The sequence below is a fragment of the Martinezella sp. CNPSo 3957 genome, assembly GCF_057784395.1.
On record NZ_JBXSOU010000010.1, the window covers coordinates 1 to 19502 of the forward strand.

Annotated in this window: 21 protein-coding genes; 4 read left to right on the plus strand and 17 right to left on the minus strand. The window is 59.8% G+C overall.

Annotated elements, in window-relative coordinates; genetic code table 11:
• The 7 genes from AC13QE_RS21885 to AC13QE_RS21915 all read right to left on the minus strand — a co-directional run.
• On the minus strand, positions 1–183 hold a 183-nt coding region (locus tag AC13QE_RS21885; protein ID WP_488485221.1), incomplete at its 3' end, for an ACT domain-containing protein.
• A gap of 99 nt (positions 184–282) precedes the next feature.
• Entirely contained in the window at positions 283–1590 is a 1308-nt protein-coding gene (gene glnT, locus AC13QE_RS21890; protein WP_488485222.1) for a type III glutamate--ammonia ligase, read from the minus strand.
• Positions 1591–1667: 77 nt separating this feature from the next.
• Positions 1668–2996: an FMN-binding glutamate synthase family protein gene (locus tag AC13QE_RS21895; protein ID WP_132720335.1), complete on the minus strand. Its 1329-nt coding sequence runs from the start codon at positions 2994–2996 to the stop codon at positions 1668–1670.
• A gap of 15 nt (positions 2997–3011) precedes the next feature.
• Complete coding sequence (locus tag AC13QE_RS21900; protein WP_132720334.1) at positions 3012–3698, minus strand: GltB/FmdC/FwdC-like GXGXG domain-containing protein; 687 nt, start codon at positions 3696–3698, stop codon at positions 3012–3014.
• A gap of 31 nt (positions 3699–3729) precedes the next feature.
• The gene (locus AC13QE_RS21905) at positions 3730–4638 is read right to left on the minus strand and encodes a class II glutamine amidotransferase (RefSeq protein ID WP_488485223.1); all 909 of its coding nucleotides are present in this window, start codon (positions 4636–4638) and stop codon (positions 3730–3732) included.
• A 92-nt stretch (positions 4639–4730) separates the two neighbouring features.
• On the minus strand, positions 4731–5414 hold the full coding sequence (locus AC13QE_RS21910; protein WP_015343856.1) for a helix-turn-helix domain-containing protein: 684 nt from the start codon (positions 5412–5414) through the stop codon (positions 4731–4733).
• A gap of 77 nt (positions 5415–5491) precedes the next feature.
• Positions 5492–6451: a GlxA family transcriptional regulator gene (locus AC13QE_RS21915; protein WP_488485224.1), complete on the minus strand. Its 960-nt coding sequence runs from the start codon at positions 6449–6451 to the stop codon at positions 5492–5494.
• An 88-nt stretch (positions 6452–6539) separates the two neighbouring features.
• Here AC13QE_RS21915 and AC13QE_RS21920 point away from each other — a divergent pair, with 88 nt between their 5' ends.
• Genes AC13QE_RS21920 through AC13QE_RS21935 form a run of 4 tightly spaced genes read left to right on the plus strand, consistent with a single transcriptional unit; the run spans position 6540 to position 11531 of the window.
• Positions 6540–7790: a sarcosine oxidase subunit beta family protein gene (locus AC13QE_RS21920; RefSeq protein ID WP_488485225.1), complete on the plus strand. Its 1251-nt coding sequence runs from the start codon at positions 6540–6542 to the stop codon at positions 7788–7790.
• A gap of 12 nt (positions 7791–7802) precedes the next feature.
• Positions 7803–8081: a sarcosine oxidase subunit delta gene (locus tag AC13QE_RS21925; protein ID WP_488485226.1), complete on the plus strand. Its 279-nt coding sequence runs from the start codon at positions 7803–7805 to the stop codon at positions 8079–8081.
• Positions 8078–11011 (plus strand): sarcosine oxidase subunit alpha family protein, encoded by a 2934-nt coding sequence (locus tag AC13QE_RS21930; protein ID WP_488485227.1) that lies wholly within the window; start codon positions 8078–8080, stop codon positions 11009–11011. Before AC13QE_RS21925 ends, AC13QE_RS21930 begins: the two co-directional genes overlap by 4 nt.
• Positions 11004–11531: a sarcosine oxidase subunit gamma gene (locus tag AC13QE_RS21935; protein WP_488485228.1), complete on the plus strand. Its 528-nt coding sequence runs from the start codon at positions 11004–11006 to the stop codon at positions 11529–11531. The genes AC13QE_RS21930 and AC13QE_RS21935 overlap by 8 nt, the downstream gene beginning before the upstream one ends.
• Before the next feature lie 234 nt (positions 11532–11765).
• Here the strand turns inward: AC13QE_RS21935 and AC13QE_RS21940 are convergent, their stop codons facing one another.
• From AC13QE_RS21940 to AC13QE_RS21985, 10 genes are all read right to left on the minus strand, one after another.
• Positions 11766–12092 carry a YrdB family protein gene (locus tag AC13QE_RS21940; protein WP_488485229.1) on the minus strand — a complete coding sequence of 109 codons (327 nt, stop codon included), beginning with the start codon at positions 12090–12092 and terminating at the stop codon, positions 11766–11768.
• Positions 12093–12238: 146 nt separating this feature from the next.
• Positions 12239–12973: a haloacid dehalogenase type II gene (locus AC13QE_RS21945; RefSeq protein WP_488485230.1), complete on the minus strand. Its 735-nt coding sequence runs from the start codon at positions 12971–12973 to the stop codon at positions 12239–12241.
• A 114-nt stretch (positions 12974–13087) separates the two neighbouring features.
• Entirely contained in the window at positions 13088–13837 is a 750-nt protein-coding gene (locus AC13QE_RS21950) for a helix-turn-helix transcriptional regulator (RefSeq protein ID WP_488485231.1), read from the minus strand.
• A 202-nt stretch (positions 13838–14039) separates the two neighbouring features.
• Complete coding sequence (locus tag AC13QE_RS21955; protein WP_132720321.1) at positions 14040–14414, minus strand: GFA family protein; 375 nt, start codon at positions 14412–14414, stop codon at positions 14040–14042.
• 261 nt (positions 14415–14675) lie between these two features.
• The gene (locus AC13QE_RS21960; RefSeq protein ID WP_132720320.1) at positions 14676–15071 is read right to left on the minus strand and encodes a DUF1236 domain-containing protein; all 396 of its coding nucleotides are present in this window, start codon (positions 15069–15071) and stop codon (positions 14676–14678) included.
• Between the two features lie 355 nt (positions 15072–15426).
• Positions 15427–15741 (minus strand): thiamine pyrophosphate-dependent enzyme, encoded by a 315-nt coding sequence (locus AC13QE_RS21965; RefSeq protein WP_488485232.1) that lies wholly within the window; start codon positions 15739–15741, stop codon positions 15427–15429.
• Positions 15742–15920: 179 nt separating this feature from the next.
• Positions 15921–16523, minus strand: a complete 603-nt coding sequence (locus AC13QE_RS21970; protein WP_488485233.1) for a DsbA family protein — start codon at positions 16521–16523, stop codon at positions 15921–15923.
• Between the two features lie 58 nt (positions 16524–16581).
• Complete coding sequence (locus tag AC13QE_RS21975; RefSeq protein WP_488485234.1) at positions 16582–17157, minus strand: TetR/AcrR family transcriptional regulator; 576 nt, start codon at positions 17155–17157, stop codon at positions 16582–16584.
• A 38-nt stretch (positions 17158–17195) separates the two neighbouring features.
• On the minus strand, positions 17196–18239 hold the full coding sequence (locus AC13QE_RS21980) for a ketopantoate reductase family protein (RefSeq protein ID WP_488485235.1): 1044 nt from the start codon (positions 18237–18239) through the stop codon (positions 17196–17198).
• A complete protein-coding gene (locus tag AC13QE_RS21985) occupies positions 18236–19480 on the minus strand; it encodes an acyl-CoA dehydrogenase family protein (protein ID WP_488485236.1) in 1245 nt (414 codons plus the stop codon). Before AC13QE_RS21985 ends, AC13QE_RS21980 begins: the two co-directional genes overlap by 4 nt.
• Between the last annotated feature and the right edge of the window lie 22 nt (positions 19481–19502).

A 19502-nucleotide genomic window follows, 5' to 3' on the forward strand; every position in this document is an offset into this window, starting at 1 on the left:
CGCCGGGCCGCCCACGCCTTCTTCGGAGATGAAGGAGACGCGCATGAAGAACATGCCGGTATCGAGATCGTCGAACTGGCTGGAGTCGACGATGTTGCAGCCCTGCCCGGCCAGATAGTTCGAGATCGCCGCAACGATCCCACGCGTCGATTTGCACGCAACTGTCAATACATAGCTCGTCATGCTGATTTTCCTCCGCCGTCCGCGGCCAAAATTCCGCTGTTGTGCCGGGGGCTCGCGCCCCGGCACCTGAGCCCTTAAGGGCATCTTGTCGCTGCGCACTCAGATATCGAGCGTGCTGTCGCGCTCCCACTGCGTAAAGTGCGAGCAGTAGGCGTTCCATTCCTGATGCTTGAGCTTCAGATAGGCTTCGGAGAATTCCGAACCGATCGCCTGCTTCAGCCCCTCGTCCTCGTCGTAAGCCCGCAAGGCATCGAGAAGATTGAGCGGCAGGCGCGGCGCATTCTTCACCAGGTGACCCTCAGCATACATGTCGATATCGTGATGGGGGCCAGGATCGGCTTTGTTGCGCAGACCATCGAGGCCGGCGGCGATGATGACGGCCTGCAGCAGGTAAGGATTGACGGCACCATCGGGCAGGCGCAGCTCGAAGCGGCCGGGGCCCGGCACGCGCACCATGTGTGTACGGTTGTTGCCGGTCCACGTCACGGTATTGGGAGACCAGGTGGCGCCGGAGGCCGTGCGCGGCGCATTGATGCGCTTGTAGGAATTGACCGTCGGGTTGGTGATCGCTGCCAGCGACGAGGCATGTTTCATGATGCCGCCGAGGAAATGCTTGCCCTCGGCCGACAGGCCGAATTCAGCTTCCCTGTCGGCAAAGACGTTGGTCTTGCCGTCATTGCTCCACACGGAGATATGGCAATGGCAGCCATTGCCGGTGAGGCCCTTGAAGGGCTTCGGCATGAAGGTTGCTCGCAAGCCATGCTTCTCGGCGATCGACTTGACCATGAACTTGAAGAAGGAGTGCTTGTCCGCCGTCTTCAAGGCATCGTCGAATTCCCAGTTCATCTCGAACTGGCCGTTGGCGTCCTCGTGGTCGTTCTGATAGGCACCCCAGCCGAGCTCCAGCATATAGTCGCAGATCTCGGAGATGACGTCGTAGCGGCGCATGACCGCTTGCTGGTCGTAGCAGGGCTTTTCCGCTGTGTCGTATTCGTCGGAAATCTTGGAGCCATCGGCGGTGATCAGGAAGAATTCAGCCTCGACGCCGGTCTTGACCCGCTTGCCTGCGGCTTCCGCTTCTTTCACGAGCTTTGTCAGCACGTTTCGCGGCGCCTGGCCGACAAGTTCGCCCTCCATCATGCAATCCGCCGCGACCCAGGCAACGTCCTTCTTCCATGGGAGCTGGATGACGGAGGAAGCATCAGGTACGGCGAAAAGATCGGGATGGGCGGGCGTCATGTCGAGCCAGGTGGCAAAACCGGCAAAGCCGGCGCCCTCTTCCTGCATTCCGGCAATTGCCTGCGCCGGTACCAGCTTGGCACGCTGGCCGGAAAAAAGATCCGTATAACTGATCATGAAATATTTGATGCCTTTGTCCTTTGCAAAGGCAGCAAGATCCAGTGTCATTCTCGTTCCCCTTTGGATTTCTTCGAGACACTTCGATGATGCATGCAGCGGCCGGGCCTCTTAGCCCGGCCGAAATCTTAAAAGCCTCCCTTGCCCGGGTACCAATTCGTGCCGGCGAGCGGAATCTGCGCCATGGCGGCAGCTTCCATCGTCAGCGCACAGAGGTCCTCAGGTTCCAGATTGTGCAGGTGATTTTTGCCGCAGGCGCGCGCGATCGTCTGCGCCTCCAGCGTCATCACCTTGAGATAATTGGCAAGGCGTCGGCCCGCCGCAATCGGATCGAGCCGGCTTGCGAGCTCCGGATCCTGGGTCGTGATGCCTGCCGGGTCCTTGCCCTCGTGCCAGTCGTCATAGGCGCCGGCCGTCGTCCCGAGCTTCTGGTACTCTTCTTCCCACTTGGGATCGTTGTCACCGAGCGCAACCAGCGCCGCCGTGCCGATGGCAACCGCATCAGCGCCGAGTGCGAGCGCCTTCGCCACATCGGCCCCAGAGCGAATGCCGCCGGAGATGATCAGCTGCACCTTGCGGTGCATGCCGAGATCCTGCAGCGCCTGGACGGCGGGACGGATACAGGCTAGCGTCGGCATGCCGACATTCTCGATGAAGACGTCCTGGGTCGCGGCCGTGCCGCCCTGCATGCCGTCAAGCACGACGACATCGGCGCCGGCTTTGACTGCAAGAGCCGTGTCGTAATAGGGGCGTGCGCCGCCGACCTTGACGTAGATCGGCTTTTCCCAGTCGGTGATCTCGCGCAATTCCATGATCTTGATTTCGAGGTCGTCCGGCCCGGTCCAGTCCGGATGACGGCAGGCCGAGCGCTGGTCGATGCCCTTCGGCAGATTGCGCATGTTGGCGACGCGATCGGAAATCTTCTGGCCGAGCAGCATACCGCCACCGCCGGGCTTGGCCCCCTGTCCGACCACGACTTCGATCGCATCGGCCCGGCGAAGATCTTTAGGGTTCATGCCGTAGCGCGAGGGAAGATATTGGTAGACCAGCGTCTGCGAATGGCCGCGCTCCTCGTCCGTCATGCCGCCGTCGCCTGTTGTCGTCGACGTGCCGGCAAGCGTGGCGCCCCGGCCGAGCGCTTCCTTGGCGTTGCCGGAAAGCGCACCGAAGCTCATGCCGGCAATGGTGATCGGGGTCTTCAGCGTGATCGGTTTCTTGGCGAAACGGCTGCCGAGGACAACGGTCGTATCGCATTTCTCGCGATAGCCTTCGAGCGGATAGCGCGAGATCGAAGCGCCGAGAAAGAGCAGATCATCGAAATGCGGCACCTTGCGCTTAGTGCCGGCGCCGCGGATATCGTAGATGCCGGTCGCTGCCGCACGGCGGATTTCAGCGAGCGTATGATCGTCGAAAGTCGCCGACTTGCGGGGTGGCGTATATGGATTGTGGTAGCTCATGAGGTCCCCTTCGCCTTAGTACGCGTCGGCATTGTCGATATTGAAATTATAGAGCTTGCGGGCCGATCCGTAGCGCTTGAATTCCTCAGGCTTGACGCCGCGCACGCCGGCCTTCTCGAGAAGCTCGGCAAGCTTCTCCAGATGCTCCGGGCGCATCTCCTTTTCGATGCAGTCCGAACCGAGACTTTGCACTGAACCGCGGACGAAGAGCTTGGCCTCATAGAGGCTGTCACCGAGCGCATCCCCAGCGTCACCCAGCACGACCAGATGACCGGATTGCCCCATGAAGGCGGACATATGGCCGATATTACCGTAGACGACGATGTCGATGCCCTTCATCGAGATGCCGCAGCGCGACGCCGCATTGCCCTTGATGACAAGCAAGCCGCCGCGGCCGGTCGCGCCGGCATACTGGCTGGCATCGCCTTCGATGACGACGCTGCCGGACATCATGTTCTCGGCGACACCAGGACCGGCAGAGCCATGCACGGTGACGTTACCGCCATCGTTCATGCCGGCACAGTAGTAGCCAACCGAACCCCTGATATCGACAGTAACGGGCGCATCGATACCGGCGGCGACAGCATGATGGCCGCGCGGGTTGACGACTTCGAAGGCGAGATCGTTGGCGCCCGAGGGAAGGCCATGAAGGGCGCTGTTGAGTTCGCGTAGCGGCGTGACGGATAGGTCGAAAACTGGCATGTAAGATCTCTCTCGATTGCGGCGCTTCTGATCAGGCAGCCTTTTCGTGATCCCAGAAATAGACGGTCGCCGGCTCCGGCTCCCAGATGCGGGCATTTTCGATACCAGGCAGGTTGACTAGCGCCCGGTATTCCGAGCCGAAAGCGACATACTGATCGGTCTCGGCCATAACGGCCGGCTTGCAGGCGATGGGGTCGCGAACGACGCCGAAACCGGACTTGGTGCCGACGACGAAGGTGAAGAAGCCATCGAGATCGTCGACCGCGCCTTCCAATGCCGCGCCGAGATCCTTGCCCTTTGCCATTTCGGCCGTCAGATAGGCGGCCGCGACTTCGGTGTCATTTTCCGTCTCGAAGGTCATGCCGACGCGCTTCAGCTCGCGACGCAGGTTGTTGTGGTTCGAGAGCGAACCATTGTGAACCAGGCATTGATCCGAACCTGTCGAGAAGGGATGAGCGCCAAGCGTCGTGACAGCCGACTCGGTCGCCATACGGGTATGACCGATGCCATGCGTGCCGGACATGGCGGCGACGCCAAAGCGTGAGACTACATCCTTCGGCAGGCCGACTTCCTTGTAGATCTCGACGGTATCGCCGCTGCTCATGACCCGGATATTCGGGCGCAGAGCCGCCAGTGCTACTCTACCCTCGTCAAGCTTGTCCTTGGTGATGGTGATGACCGCATGCGTGCTCTTGACCGCGACGGATACCGGGACGTCCAGCGCGCGCCGGAGTTTGTATTCCAGACCGTCGAAATCCTTGGCCGGATCGGCTGACTGGACGGTTATCTTCGCCGTGTTGCCGTTATCGTTGCCGTAGATCGCAATGCCCGCGCTATCAGGTCCGCGATCGGTCATCGTGATCAGCATGGAGGACAGAAGCGCGCCAAGTTTCGGCTCCAGCGCCTTATCCTTCAAGAAGAGACCGACAATTCCGCACATGCCCAAACCCTCCGTTTTCGCATCTGCAAAATGGCTATCAGGTCTAATCCGGTTTTTCAACTCAAAAGAATAAATTTTTCTTTTTAGGCAAGTTAATCAGTCTTGCCCCGCTGTGGATAGCTGATGATCGACAGGTATTTCGCCGGCAGTTTCACCAGGACTTCTGGGCCATGCGGCGCATCCGCATCGAAGAAGAGGCTGTCGCCGGGCTGCATGGGATAGAGCTGGTCGCCATGACGGTACATCACCTCGCCCTCAAGCATATAGAGGAACTCCATGCCCTCATGCTGGAAAGTGGGGAAGACATCGGAATCGGCCGTCAGCGTAATGAGATAGGGCTCAACGATGACGCCGCTCGAATTGTTGTCGATATGGCCGAGCACATTATATTGATGGCCGGCACGCGTGCCGCGGCGTTCGAGTTCGACGCCCTGGCCAGCCTTGACGAAGACGGCGTTGCGCGGCTCTTCGTAACGACGGAAGAAAGCTGTCAGCGGCACGCCGAGTGCACGCGACAGCGATTGCAGCGTCGTCAGCGACGGCGAGATATTGCCGTTTTCGATCTTCGACAGCATGCCGAGCGAGATACCCGTCGCGGCGGCAAGATCTGTCACCGTGATGCCGAGCTTCTTGCGATAGGCGCGAACCTCATGGCCGATCGCCATCTCGAGATTGTTTTCCTTCGGCTCGCGCACCGCATGCGGATTTTGTGAGAAAGCTGACCGCCCGCCATGGGATTGGTCGTCGGCCGATATCTTGTCTGCCTTGGTTTTCATTTATGATCCTTTTTGCCGGCAGGGCTTGCTGCGGCGATCCTATCCTCCGAGTGAAATTTTCTCAACTGCGGCGAAAATCACGCCTGACGGGTGTCGCCGGGCGCAATCCCATAGAGAGAGCGATAGGCTCGGGCAAAATGCGCGCCGCTTGAAAAGCCGGTGGCGATGGCGATTTCGGAAATCGAAAGCGGGCTCTGCTCCAGGAGCCGCCGGGCATGCTGTAGGCGTATTCGCCGATACTGATCGAGGAAGGTCGAGCCGAGATGAACGGCAAACAGCCGGTCGAGATGACGCGGCGTGACCCCGGCAATCCGCGCCATGGCGGCACGATCGAGGGGCATCTCGATCGTTTCCTCCATTTTTTCGAGCACGCTCAGCAAACCCGGGTGATGGGCGCCATAGCGCTCGGCGAGCGAACCGCGTTGCGGCGCAGTCGGCTCACCCACCTCCGTATGCAGGTACCAGTCGCTGACGCGGCGAGCAAAATCGGCGCCCATGCGCTCTGATATCAAAACATGCATCATGTCGAGCGGCGCAATGCCGCCGCCGCAGGTGATGCGATTGCCGTCGATGACGAAGCGCGCTTGGCGCGGCGTAAGCGCCGGAAAGGCTTCGAGCAGGGCTGGCGCATGCTCCCAATGAATCGTGAAATCGCGCTCAGCCAAAAGCCCGGCGGCGGCAAGCAGATAGGGACCGCCGGAGATGCCACCGATGCGCACGCCGTCGCGTGCGAGCTGGCGCAGACAGGCAAGGACCGAAGGGTAATGCCAATCGCGTGGCGAGCCGCCGGCGCAGACGAAGACCGTGCCAAGACCGGATCCGCGACCTGGAAGAGGCTCGGCCGGCACCGGGACGCCGCCCGACGATACCGCCGGAGTGCCGTCCGGCGAGAAGGTCGACAATCGATAGATTTCCCGCCCGGCCAGGAGATTGGCGGCCCGCAATGGCTCGCTTGCCGAGGCAAAGGACATCAAGGCGAACCCTGGGATCAGGATGAAACCAATATTCTGGCTATTTTTGCTATCGATCGCCGTCATGTCCTTTTTTTATCGAAAAAGGTCCTAATTAGGCAAGTCGGCATTTGCCGCTCTGTCATCATGAGCGCAATTCAAACCGGATCCAACCATGCGCTATTCGGCTTTCTCTGTTTTTCTCAACGGCCTTCGCGGCAATACCGGCTGGGTCCCCGCCTGGCGCCAGCCGCAACCGAAGCCGCATTACGACGTCATCATCGTCGGTGGCGGCGGCCATGGTCTTGCAACTGCCTATTATCTCGCCAAGACCTTCGGCATCACCAATGTCGCCGTTCTGGAAAAGGGCTATCTCGGCTCTGGCAATATCGGCCGCAATACCACGATCATCCGTTCGAACTACCTGCTGCCCGGCAACAATCCCTTCTACGAGCTGTCGATGAAGCTCTGGGAGGGGCTTGAGCAGGATTTCAATTTCAACGCCATGGTCTCGCAGCGCGGCGTGCTCAATCTCTTTCATTCGGATGCGCAGCGCGATGCGTATACGCGACGCGGCAATGCCATGCGCCTGCACGGGGTCGATGCCGAATTGCTCGACCGCAAGGCCGTTCGCAAAAAGCTGCCCTTCCTGGATTTCGAAAACGCACGATTCCCGATCATGGGCGGCCTGTTGCAGCAGCGCGGCGGCACGGTGCGCCACGACGCGGTCGCCTGGGGCTATGCCCGCGGAGCCGATGGCCGTGGCGTCGATATCATCACCGGCTGTGAAGTCACAGGCATCCGCACCGACCAGGGCCGCATCACGGGTGTCGAAACCACCAAGGGCTTCATCGGCTGCGGCAAGCTGGCACTGGCGGCAGCAGGTAATTCCACCGTCGTCGCCGATATGGCGGGTCTGCGCTTGCCGATCGAAAGTCATGTTCTGCAGGCGTTCGTCTCGGAAGGCCTGAAGCCATTCATCGATTGCGTCGTCACCTTCGGCGCCGGACATTTCTATGTCTCGCAATCCGACAAGGGCGGCCTTGTCTTCGGCGGCGATATCGACGGCTACAACTCCTATGCTCAGCGCGGCAACCTCGCAACCGTCGAGCATGTCGCCGAAGCAGGCGTTGCAATGATCCCGGCGCTGACACGGGTCCGCTATCTGCGCACATGGGGCGGCGTCATGGACATGAGCATGGACGGCTCCCCGATCATCGACCGGACCCATATCGACAATCTCTATCTGAACGCCGGCTGGTGCTACGGCGGCTTCAAGGCCACGCCGGCGTCAGGCTATTGCTACGCGCATTTGATCGCCCGCAACGAGCCTCATGAAACAGCGACGCAGCTGCGCCTCGACCGATTCCGGCGTGGCTATCAGATCGATGAAAAGGGCGTCGGCGCCCAGCCGAACCTGCATTGAGGACATGACGACATGGCAAGCCTGATTTCCTGCCCTCACTGCGGCACACGTCCCAAGGAAGAATTCACCATCAAGGGGGATGCAAATCTTATCCGCCCGAAAGCCGATGCCGGCACCGAAGACTGGTATGATTACGTCTACCTGCGCAACAATCCAAAGGGACTTCATAAGGAATATTGGCACCATTCCTCGGGCTGCCGCCGCTGGCTGATCGTCGAGCGCGACACCGTCACACACAAGGTCCATAGCGTCAGCGATGCGGCGCTTACCAAGCTTGGAGGCGGCGCATGAGCAGTTATCGCCTTTCCTCCGGCGGTCGGATCGACCGCTCCAAAACCATTGCCTTCAGCTTCGACGGCAGGAGCCTGGCGGGCCATCCCGGCGACACGCTTGCGTCCGCCCTCCTCGCCAACGGCATCCAGCTTGTCGGCCGCAGCTTCAAATATCATCGCCCGCGCGGCATACTGACGGCGGGTGCCGCCGAACCCAATGCACTCGTCACGACCGGCACGGGCGGACGCACAGAAGCCAACAGCCGTGCCACGATGATCGAACTTCACGACGGGCTGATCGCCCGCAGCCAGAACCGCTGGCCTTCGCTCAATTTCGATGTCGGCGCCGTCAACGGGCTGCTCTCACCCTTCCTGAGCGCTGGCTTCTACTACAAGACCTTCATGTGGCCTGCCGCCTTCTGGGAAAAAGTCTACGAGCCGCTGATCCGCAAGGCAGCCGGCCTCGGCAAGGCGTCCTATGAGGCAGATCCCGATTCCTATGAAAAGTGCTGGGCGCATTGCGACCTGCTCGTGATCGGCGCCGGGCCTGCAGGTCTTGCCGCGGCGCTGACGGCGGGACGCGCCGGAGCGCGTGTCATTCTGGCCGACGAAGGCTTCGCTCTCGGCGGCAGTTTGCTCTTGGAGCATAGCTCGTCCCTCAAGGATATGTTGGACGAACTCGACAGCCTGCCGAACGTGCAATGCCTGCCGCGCACAACGGTTATCGGCTGGTATGACGATAACGTCTTCGGCGCGGTCGAACGCGTTCAGAAGCATGTGGCAGCGCCCGACCCGCGTCAGCCGGTCGAACGCCTGTGGCGCATCATCGCTAAGCAGGCGATCCTTGCGACCGGCGCCGAGGAGCGGCCGCTTGTCTTTGGCGGCAACGATATTCCAGGCGTGATGATGGCTGGCGCCATGCGCAGCTATCTGAACCGTCAAGCTGTCGCTCCCGGCAAGCGCACGGTCGTCTTCACGACCAACAGTTCCGGCTACCGGACCGCCGCCGACCTCGAGGCCGCGGGTGTCGAAGTGATCGCCATCCTCGATACGCGCGCCGCCGGTGAACACTGGGGCGGCAAGGCCCGGGTGCTGACCGGTGCTTGCGTCCTCGATGCGGTCGGCACCAAGCAGCTCCGCGGGGTCAAGATTGCGAGCGGTTCGGGCACTCAGGAGATCGATGCGGACGCTTTGGCCATGTCCGGCGGCTGGAGCCCGATCATCCATCTTGCCTGCCATCGCGGCGCAAGGCCGGTGTGGTCCGAACGGCATGCAGCCTTCCTCGCGCCCGAAAGACAGGCGGGTTTGCTGATTGCCGGCTCGGCATCCGGCCTTGCCTCCATGGATAGCTGCCTTGGCGACGGAGCAATCAAATCTGCCGAGGCGCTGGAAACCATCGGCTTTGGCAAGGTCGTGCCCGCCTTTGCTTTAGCAGAAGAAGAAGTACCGGCTGTTGCCGCGCGGCTCTGGCAGGTCAAAGGGAGCAAAGGCAAAGCCTTCGTCGACTACCAGAACGACGTGAACCTGAAAGATCTGGGGCTCGCCGTGCGCGAAGGTTATGGCGATGTCGAGCTCGCCAAACGCTATACGACGAACGGCATGGCGACCGACCAGGGCAAGCTTTCCAACATCAACGCCATCGGCATTCTGGCCGAGGTCCGCGGCGTCTCGCCGGCCGAAGTCGGGACCACGACGTTCCGGCCCTTCTATACGCCGGTTTCCTTCGGCGCCCTGACGGGTACTTCGCGGGCTAAGCACTTTCAACCGGCGCGCAAATCTCCCTTGCATGAATGGGCAAAGAAGAATGGCGCAGTCTTCGTCGAAACCGGCCTCTGGTACCGCTCCTCCTGGTTCCCGCGTGGCGGCGAGAAGACCTGGCGCGAAAGTGTCGATCGCGAAGTGCTGAATATCCGGAAGAATGCCGGCATCTGCGATGTCTCGACCCTCGGCAAGATCGAGATCTTCGGCAAGGATGCGGCGACCTTTCTCGACCGCATCTATTGCAACGGCTTCGCCAAGCTTTCTGTCGGCAAGGCGCGCTACGGTATCATGCTGCGCGAAGACGGCATGATCTATGACGACGGCACCACCAGCCGGTTGAGCGAAGACCATTTCTTCATGACTACGACGACGGCGCTTGCCGCCGGCGTGCTCACCCATCTGGAGTTCTGCGCCCAGACGCTCTGGCCCGAACTGGAGGTCTATTTTGCGTCGTCAACCGATCAATGGGCGCAGATGGCGGTGGCAGGCCCGAAATCCCGCGCCATCCTTTCCGAGATTGTCGATGACGATATTTCCGATAAGGCTTTCCCCTTCATGAGCGCGCGCGCGGTCTCTCTATTCGGCGGCAAGCTCAAGGGTCGGCTCTTCCGCATCTCCTTTTCCGGCGAGCTCGCCTACGAGCTTGGCGTACCCGCCGCCTATGGCGAGTTCGTTGCCGATGCCATCATGCAAGCAGGCGAGAAGCATGGTATCTGCGCCTATGGCGCCGAAGCGCTCGGTGTTCTGCGCATCGAGAAGGGCCACGTCACCCATGCAGAGATCAATGGTACGGTAGCACCAGGCGATCTTGGCTTTGCCCGCATGGTTTCGACCACGAAACCCGATTTCATCGGCAAGGCGATGCTTCAGCGCGAAGGCCTCCAGGCCGCCGATCGGCCTCGCCTCGTCGGTGTCAAACCGATAGACCCGGCAACAAGCTTCCGCACCGGCGCCCATATCCTCGCTGAAGGTGCGGTGGCGACGCTCGAAAACGATCAGGGCTATGTCACCTCGAGCGCCTTTTCCCCCAATCTCGGCCATACGATCGGGCTCGCTCTCATCAAGAATGGGCCGGAGCGTATCGGCGAGAAGATCGTCGTCTGGAATGGCCTCAGAAACGAATACACGGATGCGGTGATCTGCAGTCCCGTCTTCATCGACCCTCAGAACGAGAAACTCCATGCCTGATTTGCCGACATCGAAGCCGGTCCTCGCCGGCAAGGCCGTTCTACAAGGCGAGACCATCCGGCTTGAAGCCTTGCCCGAGGGCCATCTGCTGCATGTAATGGGCGCGACGACGAGCGAAGAGCTTGCGGCGCATCTTCCAGCAGCCGGCCTCACGGACAGCTCCGTGCGTCCGGCCGGATACCGGCAATGGTTCATCGCCGGCAACGCGCAGCTCGCCGGCTCCCAAGAGCGGGTGCTTGCGGACGCTCTGGCGGGCGGAGCTTTCATCTCCGATCAAAGCCACGGGCGCATCCGTATCCGCATCTCAGGATCGAGCGCTGCCCGGATGCTCAACAGGGGTGCTGCTGTCGACCTGCATCCAGAGAACTTCCCGGAGGGAAGCAGCGCCATGACGCTCTTCGGCCATATCTCCGTGCAGCTCACGCGCCTAGGCATAGAGGATTTCGAACTGACTGTCCTGCGCAGCTTTGCGGAATCGCTGTATGAAGAGCTCGAAACGCTGGCCGCAACCATGTCATAGCTGATCGGCACGCTGCCGTCGCCGGCAGAGCAACTCCTCAGATAAGTCTTCAAATCGTCAGCCATACGCAAACACTTCCACAAGGGTTCGCCCAACTGCTGTGTGGTGACGGGATATCGCTTATTCTTTATGCCATAAGGTGGTGTGGTATTAAGGCTTCCTACCCGAACGCTGAAGAGGACAATCATGTCAGTGCCTCTAAGGCTCATGACTGGTTGAGATACTCAGGCTCAATCATGGAATGAGCGCAAGGGCAATCCGATTGGCAGCTGCGACGACGACCAGCGCGATCGCCAGCGTTGGCCAACCGAGGTGATTCAAAATCAAGGCTGTGATCAGGAAAATGCCAGCTTCGAGAACGAGCCGGCCGGCCGGGCCAACCTCGTATCTCCGCTTCGGGGAAAGGAATTTACCCCAAAAAGTGGCAACTGCTGCGCACAGCCCAAACCCCAACAGCACTTGTGCCATGATCGGTACGGCAAGATGTGCGGCCAACGCCGCAAGCGAAGCGAGTATACAAAGCTCGAGGGCAAATCTGATGCTAAGTGCTATCGCTTTCATCTTCCCTCCCAGCTGTAGAGCTGTGTTCATTCATTTTTGAAGAAGCAAGGTCATCAAGAAGCTCTAAGGATATCTGAATAGCAGTTTTTACTCGAAGTCCCGAGCCTTTATGTGGCCACACAGCGCGCTCGGCACAGCGAGTGCCTTTACCCGATTGCGCATTCAATTGCGGCTCGGTGTGCAGCGGCAAATTCCGACAGCGAACGGAAGTGACCAGCAACTTTCGGAGGATTGTCGAGGGTTTTCGTCGCCCCTTGCCCCGCTTTACCAAATCGCCTGTCAATCCATACACTGGTCAGGTCCATTTGCACGGCCGGCGCATGGTCGTGATATAAACTCTGCGCCACATGCAAAAGCTCGCTCTTTTGAACGCCTAGATCCTGCTGCAACCGCGAGAAAAGGAAATGGAAATTCTTCGGATCCGGCTTATAGCTCCCAATGTCCTCTGCGGTGTAGACAGCATCAAAGGAAATACCGAGCTTACGGTTTGAAGCCTCAAAGCTCTTGCGATCCACATTGGAAAGCACAACCAGATGATAGTGCCGCTTCAGATAAGCGAGTGCCTCAGCAGAATCAGGGAACGCCGGCCAATCAAGCACCGAGGCGCCGAAGCGCTCATGTAGGTCAGAGTGGACAGTTAAGCCCCAGTGCCGAGCAAGCCTTGCATGCACGACCGACAAGAGCGTGACGTAGTGCAAGGACGGCGTCTCAGCCTCCTGCGCCGTTTCAATCTCCCCGTAAGCTTTCAGCGCTTCCTCGCGCCCAATTTCACGACCTCCCGTGCTCAACAACGGCTGCAGGGCGTTCCAGATGCCGCTCTCCCAGTCAATCAGCGTACCGTAGACATCAAAAGAAAGGGCCTTAAAGCAGGTCAGATCCATGTCGTTCATCCTCTCGCGCAGATTTTCGTTGCGCTACACTAGCGCTTGCTGTGCCAGAAGAGATGAGCCTGGAATCTGGAAGACTATGCCAAAGCTACGATATTTAGCCGAGCCTCAGTCCACGCGACCAGTCAGACGAAATTCGCCTGGTGAAATCCCAAGGCGACGCTTGAATATGCGGTTGAACGCAGAAACATCCTCATAACCTGCCGCGTAGGCAATTTCCGCTATAGTGTTATTGGTGGTGATCAGGCACTCCATCGCTACATCAAGCCGCCGCTCAATATCATACTGTCTCGGAGAACTGCCGAACGTCGCCCTGAACAACGCATGGAAATGGCTTTGGCTAATGCCGGCCTCGCGCGCCATAGCGCTGATATTTGTTTTGCTGCCGCCTGTTCCAAGGTCGGCCGCCAGCCGCTCTATTCTGTTCGATGCTTTTGATTTTGTCTTAGTGGCCGAGGCCGGACGGATAAGATGTAGTCCGGTTAGCGCCAACATGGCTGCATCTTGAGCGCGATGCCCATCCGCATTGACCTCTGTGCCGATCTGGCGGAAGATTCGCCAAAGCCAGAGCTCCATGCGCGAGACCAAAGGGCTACCTCTGGTCAGTAGAACCGGTGCTTGTTCCGCATCGCTTTCGTGGAGTTTGAGATCTACGACCAACAGACTGCAATCCGCACTTGGGACAAAGTCATGGTAACATCCCGTCGGGATGACAGCGACTGAGCCGCCTGCGATAATGCCCGATCCGGCGTCGATGGAGATCTTCATCGCGCCCCGCAACGGAAATAGCACCTGGACGTGGTCGTGATAATGATAGCCGCGGCTATGATACTGTCTTGTCTCGAGATTGATGTCCACGGCTCTTGCTCCCAGGCAACCCAGTCTTGCGCTTATGAATCAGCTGGGCATACCCGTTTTTCGCGCGCGATGTTAATTTTCGCGGAGTTCTGGCTCAGATCGTAGTTTTCTGCTGGTCGGTCTGAACGTATCGAAGGCGTCGAGAAGATCAAGGTTGAATTTCTGGCGGCGTCAGCGCGAAGTGGAAATTGATCAAATCACCTCATCGCCGATCCTCCTCGTGCTGTTCCGCTCCCTCGATCGGAGAAAGCCAGGGTTCCCGCCGCTTGGTCCACAGCTCATAGGTGGGGCGGAGACGCGTGGGCGCCTCGCTCAGGATTCCGAGTTTGATCTCAACCTCGTTATCACCCATGGCAAAGACGCGCGAACCGCAACGCGGGCAAAACTCCCGTCCAGCAAACTCGCTTGTCTCGCCTTCATAGTGAAATTCACTTGCCGGCCACAGGCCGAAATAAGTGAAGGCGGATCCGCTTTCCTGTCGGCAATCTGTACAGTGGCAAATGCCGATATGAAGCGGCGTTCCGCGCACCGTCAGACGCACTTGCCCGCACCGGCACGATCCGGTCGATTCCGTCATGGTATGTCCTCATCATCGCTTACATTCCTGATGGGGCCTTGCCCACGGCTGACATGATCCGTCTGCGAGCGCCGATCAGACAGCTGGTAGCCGATTTCTGCATCCTCACCGCCCTGTTGCTGGCGGGCTGCAGCAGATTTGGCGGCCGCGAGCGCACTCTCATGGTCGGGAAAGGTCTCCGATCAGACATAAGCCAATCTTCAAGAAGATAGCCTCGGTCTTTTTCTGCCTTTCCCGAGCCTTGGGGTCACCCTTTCGGCATTATTCAAGGATGCGGACAACCGTACGCGTCTTCGGTTGGACAATGATACGTTTGTGGTTCACGACCGCGTAGGCATAGGTCGGGTTGTCCGGGACCGGTGTGACGACAACTGTCTCTGGGAGCGCGCGACCAACAACGATCTGGTCCTGGACGACTGCCTCGGATGGAGGCAGGGGCTGCTCCTGAACGTAAGTGATCACTTTCTCTGGTGGTGGATCGATCGCGGTGCCGGCAATCGCACCGGCGACACCTCCGACTGCAGCGCCGACAGGGCCGCCTACTACTGCTCCGGTCACCGCACCGCCTGCGGCGCCGGTTACGGTGGAAGACTGCGCGAAGGCCGAACCGGCCAGAAGGCCGAAGGCGGCCATTGAAACGACAAGTCTCGTTTTCATAGCATTCTCCTTTGATTCCAGCTCTTGTGAGCTGAAAGGAGAATTACTGAGCCAATAGAATGTTCCTCTTCGGTTACCATCGGAAGCCATCACGAGTTAGCCGCCTGCGACAAACTTCGTGATCGGTACGGAAGAGGCAGGTGCATCGACGAAGGATGCGGTAATAGCAACGCTCCCGACTGGATCTCATGTTCTGTCATGATGCCATGCCGCCCAGGGGACTTTGTCTCAGGCAGACGGTGGTCGTTATGATCTGTCTTAGCTTCGCCCTGCCGCTTCCAACCGATGCAGCAGCTGGTCACGCTTTTCGCCCCGCATGCGCTGAGGCCCTTATTGGGGATGGTCTTGTGTGGCGCTACAGATTGTCAGCTCGCGGATTTAGTCTCACGACCTGTTCTACATCTACCGGCACCTCGACCAAGATGGATGGCTGACCGAGGCTGTAGCTTTCGCGCATGATCTCGGCCAGGTCGCTGAGATCCGGCACCAGCTTCCGGCTTGTCCAGCCACATGCGCGCGCCATTGACCCAAAGTCGATGCGGTGGAGGTCACTGTGGTAGCGGTCGGATGAATAGTCTGGAATGACCACGGGAAGGCCCTGCACCATGATGCCGAGCGCGCCGTTGTCCAGCACGAACAGAACTAACCCCAATGATCGCGCTTCGGCCAACTAATCGTAGGCCTGCTCATCGAGCTCAATTAAACAGCAACCGTTAACCCACCGAAAACGTGACAACGCCTGATAAGATGTCATTACATGCGACTGCCCTCGCCCGAGCCATCCGGGCCGAACGATGGCAGCTCTTGCCTACGCGGCTTCCATAGCAGGTCGCTTTTTTCAGCCCTGTGTCACGCCACCAGCTTTTCACCCCTGAGATGACGCTCCAGGAAGGGAAGGCTGTCCTGTCCCCAATAGAGCTCGCCTTCGTGGCGGAAGGTCGGAAGGCCGAAGACGCCCGCCTCCTTGGCAACATCGCGATTGCTGCTCCAGAGTTCGGCAATATCGGGACGAGCCGCGCGCGCCTCGAGCGCAGCGCCGTCAAAACCTGCAGCTTCGGCAATCGCCTTTCGCACATCGGCATTGCCGATATCCGCAGCGGCGCCCCAGAAAGCATGTTGCAGCGCGCGGGCGAGAGCGGTCCAATCCTGCCCATCAAGCTGGGCCGCCAAGACAAGAAAGCCCGCGGGCGTCGGATCGGACAGCGCCGACCGGTTGGTAAAGTCGAGCTGCTTGCCGCGAAGAGCCGCCCAGCGCCGGAGATCCTTCATCCAGTAAGCCCGGCGCGCGTCGGGACGATCACGCGAGTAGATCGCACCATTTTCGACGATCAGCGGAATGAGATAAGGGCGGATCTCGGCGCCCGATCGCGCCGCGAGTTCGATAAACGCGTCGAAGCCGATATAGGCCCAGGGCGATCCGATGCCGAAGAAGTAGTCGATGGTTTTGGTCATAAAGTTTTCCTCCCGACGGGATCAAATGTGAAACAGATCTAAATTGCTGGAGCGACCTTTACGCGTCACACGCGACGCCGGATGCTGTGGTCGCCATATCGAAAACGGACAGCGCGCAATCACGCGCGATCAGAACAGACCGGGGGTCGCGGCCGACAGCGACCGTAGCTAAAGCGCCTTCGTAAAGCAGAGACAGATGCGCAGCCGCCTGCTCGGTCGGACACCTCGCCGCCGACATGACGGAACGGAAGATCTCTCGCACCGCATTCTTATGCTCGCGGGCGATAGTGACGACCCGCTGGGAATCGCCATGCTCGGCGACCGCCAATGCGAAAGCGCAGCCGCGAAACTCCGGACTGTCGGCCTTTTCGAACAGGCGCTCGAAAATCATGGCGATCTGGTCACGCGGCTGCAGGGTTGCGGTCGATATGACCTCTCTCAACTGGAGAAGGACGCGTTCGTGACGTTCGGTCAGATAGGCCGCGACAAGATGATCCTTGGATGGAAAGTGCCGGTAGAGGGTGGCTTTTGCAACATCGGCTTCATCGATAATGCGATCGATGCCAACGGCGCGAATGCCCTCCCTATAGAAAAGGGTACCGGCGGTGGTCAGGATATGGTCTGAAATTTTCATTGCGTCGGTCCGGATGCCTTCACCGCACTAACTCGGAACTAGCCCGCCAGGTGCGCCTTCGGCCTCGAATGAATGGGAGTGGAGAAAGACAGGTAGTTCTCGGCAAGCTCACGCAGACTAGCGAAAGGAAGGAGCCCCGTGAAGCCACCCTGTTGCGCCGCCGATCCGGCAATTTCCTGGGCGGCACGATTATGGGGTGTCGCTATCGCATACAGACGCCCGAGAAGCACGATTTCTCCGTTCAGATAATCGACTTCGCTCGAGGCGCCGCGCGTGAAGCTCTGCCACGTCGATTGCTGACCGGGGCGAATACCGGCATTCTCGGCGATCTTCCAGTGCGCTATGCTGATCGTACGTTCCGAGGGAGATGCTAATCCATAGCCCGCGGCCTTGAGAACGGTTTCGGCCTCCTCGACAAGGGCCGCGCTGAACGTTGCTCTTTCGTCGTCCGCGCCATCGAAAAGCTCCAGCACATTTCGCACATTGTGAAGAAGCTTCGCCGCCTTCCATCGCTTGATATCGTGTGTTGCCTCGGCAATGTAATCCGACCGGCTAAGATCCGCGACGATCTTGGCAGCAGTCTCGTCCGAGCCTTGCGGATAGCGACCGATGGTGACGATCGCCACTTGCGGATCGCCCCCGACCACGACGTGGCCGACTTCCGTAAAGCGAGCTGGTGTCAGGATGCTGGCGCCGTAGACATTCGGAAATAGCCTAAAAGCCGCCGCTTCCGTCGCCAGGCCATTCTGAAACGTGACGATCGGCAGGGCGGAGGCGGTCAGTCCCTCGGTATGTTCGACTGGCCGCCAGGCCCAAAAGGCAAGAGCTTCGGCGGCATCCTGCGATTTCACCGTCAGCAGGAGGATGTCTCCCTGCCTCAACGGCGGCGGTTCAGTCGTGTCGAAGGCTTTCAGCCGGATTTGCCGGGTGCCGGCGGGCCGCTGATAGACGAGGCCATGATCGACGATATGCCTGATCTGGGCGCCGCGTCCGACAAGGGCGTAGTCTATCCCCGAAAGCTCAAACTGCGCGGCAAGGCTCGCACCGACGGCGCCCGCTCCGATGATGATATAGCGTGTCATGCTCGCCGCCCGGAAATTGCATTCAGGAGCTCCCGCGCGTCTTCTGCATGCCGGAAACTGGGGGAGACAGCTGACGCCTTTTCAACCGCGAAAAAATGAGGCGATTCCTCTGCCTTTCGGCTCCATCTGTCACATGCCGAGCGTCCGAGAATGGAAACAGACGTGTCCTCCTGGGGCGCGTGGACGAGAACCGATTGGATGTCGCGGAAATGCCGTTCGATCCCGAGATCGCCATTGAGACCGGGATTGCCGAGCGTGCGAACGGCAAGCTGAACTGCGTCGCGTATGTTGCGGGCCGCAAGAAGGCGCGCCCTGATGAGCGCTTCAGGTTCATCCAGCGAATGGTCGAGCGCATTGAACAGGATCTGTCTCGCGCCGCCCACGAGCAAGTCGATTTCACCGGCTGCGGAAATGAACCTTTCCGTTTTTGCGATCGGAACGCCGAGATTGGCGGGGATACGTTCATGACCGAAACGGATAAAAGCCTCCTGGGCAGCTTCCGCAGCTCCGAGATATATGGCGGTGAGCGCGACGTTAGCGGCGGCATGGGCACGATTGTCCTGCGTGCCGACGGAAACATCGACAAGATCGAGGACGTCCTCAAGCGGCACCTCAACATCCTTGAATTCGACGTCGTGCGAGCCGCTGGCCCGCATTCCCAGGCTCTTCCAATTCTCGATCACCTTGATGCCGGAAAGGGTCGACGGAACGACGAAAGTGCCGACGCGCTGCGGTGTCTCATCGGTACGCGCCCAGACGAGGAAATGGGTCAGGCCAAGCGCACCCGTCACGAAACGCTTGCGCCCTGTGATCACCCATCCACTGGCGGTGCGGCGCGCCAATGTGTCGGGAAGGCCGCCTCGGGCGGGAGAACCAAGCTCGGGCTCGACGCGGGCCGCGTTCAGCAGGATCGGGCGATCGCGCGCGTCGTCGAGCAAACGTCGATAAAGCGGCTCCGGCCATTTGTTGCCTGCCGCCTGTCCGAGATGGGTGAATATGGTCATCGCACTGATCAGGGCGACCGAAGGATCGCCGCGACCAAGCGCGACCAGAATGCGCCCGACATCGGCAAGACCAGCACCTTTTCCACCGAACCTTGGCGCCACGGTGCTTTCGAGCAGCCCAGCCGCATGAACGGCCTCGATGCCGACCCAGGGGAAGGTGCCGGATTCATCTGCCGCCGCAGCTGCGGCGGCAAGCTTGCGGGTCACATCCGTCAGATCGATGGTGTTAAAGGACACTTTGCATCAGCCTCTTTGAAGC

What these genes read in the sequence shown, in the direction of transcription:
- AC13QE_RS21920 (WP_488485225.1), top strand. Translation starts at nt 6,540, where the DNA reads ATGCGCTATTCGGCTTTCTCTGTTTTTCTCAACGGCCTTCGCGGCAAT.
- AC13QE_RS21975 (WP_488485234.1), bottom strand. Translation starts at nt 17,157, where the DNA reads ATGAAAATTTCAGACCATATCCTGACCACCGCCGGTACCCTTTTCTAT.
- AC13QE_RS21925 (WP_488485226.1), top strand. Translation starts at nt 7,803, where the DNA reads ATGGCAAGCCTGATTTCCTGCCCTCACTGCGGCACACGTCCCAAGGAA.
- AC13QE_RS21900 (WP_132720334.1), bottom strand. Translation starts at nt 3,698, where the DNA reads ATGCCAGTTTTCGACCTATCCGTCACGCCGCTACGCGAACTCAACAGC.
- AC13QE_RS21915 (WP_488485224.1), bottom strand. Translation starts at nt 6,451, where the DNA reads ATGACGGCGATCGATAGCAAAAATAGCCAGAATATTGGTTTCATCCTG.
- AC13QE_RS21940 (WP_488485229.1), bottom strand. Translation starts at nt 12,092, where the DNA reads ATGAAAGCGATAGCACTTAGCATCAGATTTGCCCTCGAGCTTTGTATA.
- AC13QE_RS21935 (WP_488485228.1), top strand. Translation starts at nt 11,004, where the DNA reads ATGCCTGATTTGCCGACATCGAAGCCGGTCCTCGCCGGCAAGGCCGTT.
- AC13QE_RS21930 (WP_488485227.1), top strand. Translation starts at nt 8,078, where the DNA reads ATGAGCAGTTATCGCCTTTCCTCCGGCGGTCGGATCGACCGCTCCAAA.
- AC13QE_RS21910 (WP_015343856.1), bottom strand. Translation starts at nt 5,414, where the DNA reads ATGAAAACCAAGGCAGACAAGATATCGGCCGACGACCAATCCCATGGC.
- AC13QE_RS21960 (WP_132720320.1), bottom strand. Translation starts at nt 15,071, where the DNA reads ATGAAAACGAGACTTGTCGTTTCAATGGCCGCCTTCGGCCTTCTGGCC.
- AC13QE_RS21970 (WP_488485233.1), bottom strand. Translation starts at nt 16,523, where the DNA reads ATGACCAAAACCATCGACTACTTCTTCGGCATCGGATCGCCCTGGGCC.
- AC13QE_RS21955 (WP_132720321.1), bottom strand. Translation starts at nt 14,414, where the DNA reads ATGACGGAATCGACCGGATCGTGCCGGTGCGGGCAAGTGCGTCTGACG.
- AC13QE_RS21945 (WP_488485230.1), bottom strand. Translation starts at nt 12,973, where the DNA reads ATGGATCTGACCTGCTTTAAGGCCCTTTCTTTTGATGTCTACGGTACG.
- AC13QE_RS21895 (WP_132720335.1), bottom strand. Translation starts at nt 2,996, where the DNA reads ATGAGCTACCACAATCCATATACGCCACCCCGCAAGTCGGCGACTTTC.
- glnT (WP_488485222.1), bottom strand. Translation starts at nt 1,590, where the DNA reads ATGACACTGGATCTTGCTGCCTTTGCAAAGGACAAAGGCATCAAATAT.
- AC13QE_RS21905 (WP_488485223.1), bottom strand. Translation starts at nt 4,638, where the DNA reads ATGTGCGGAATTGTCGGTCTCTTCTTGAAGGATAAGGCGCTGGAGCCG.
- AC13QE_RS21980 (WP_488485235.1), bottom strand. Translation starts at nt 18,239, where the DNA reads ATGACACGCTATATCATCATCGGAGCGGGCGCCGTCGGTGCGAGCCTT.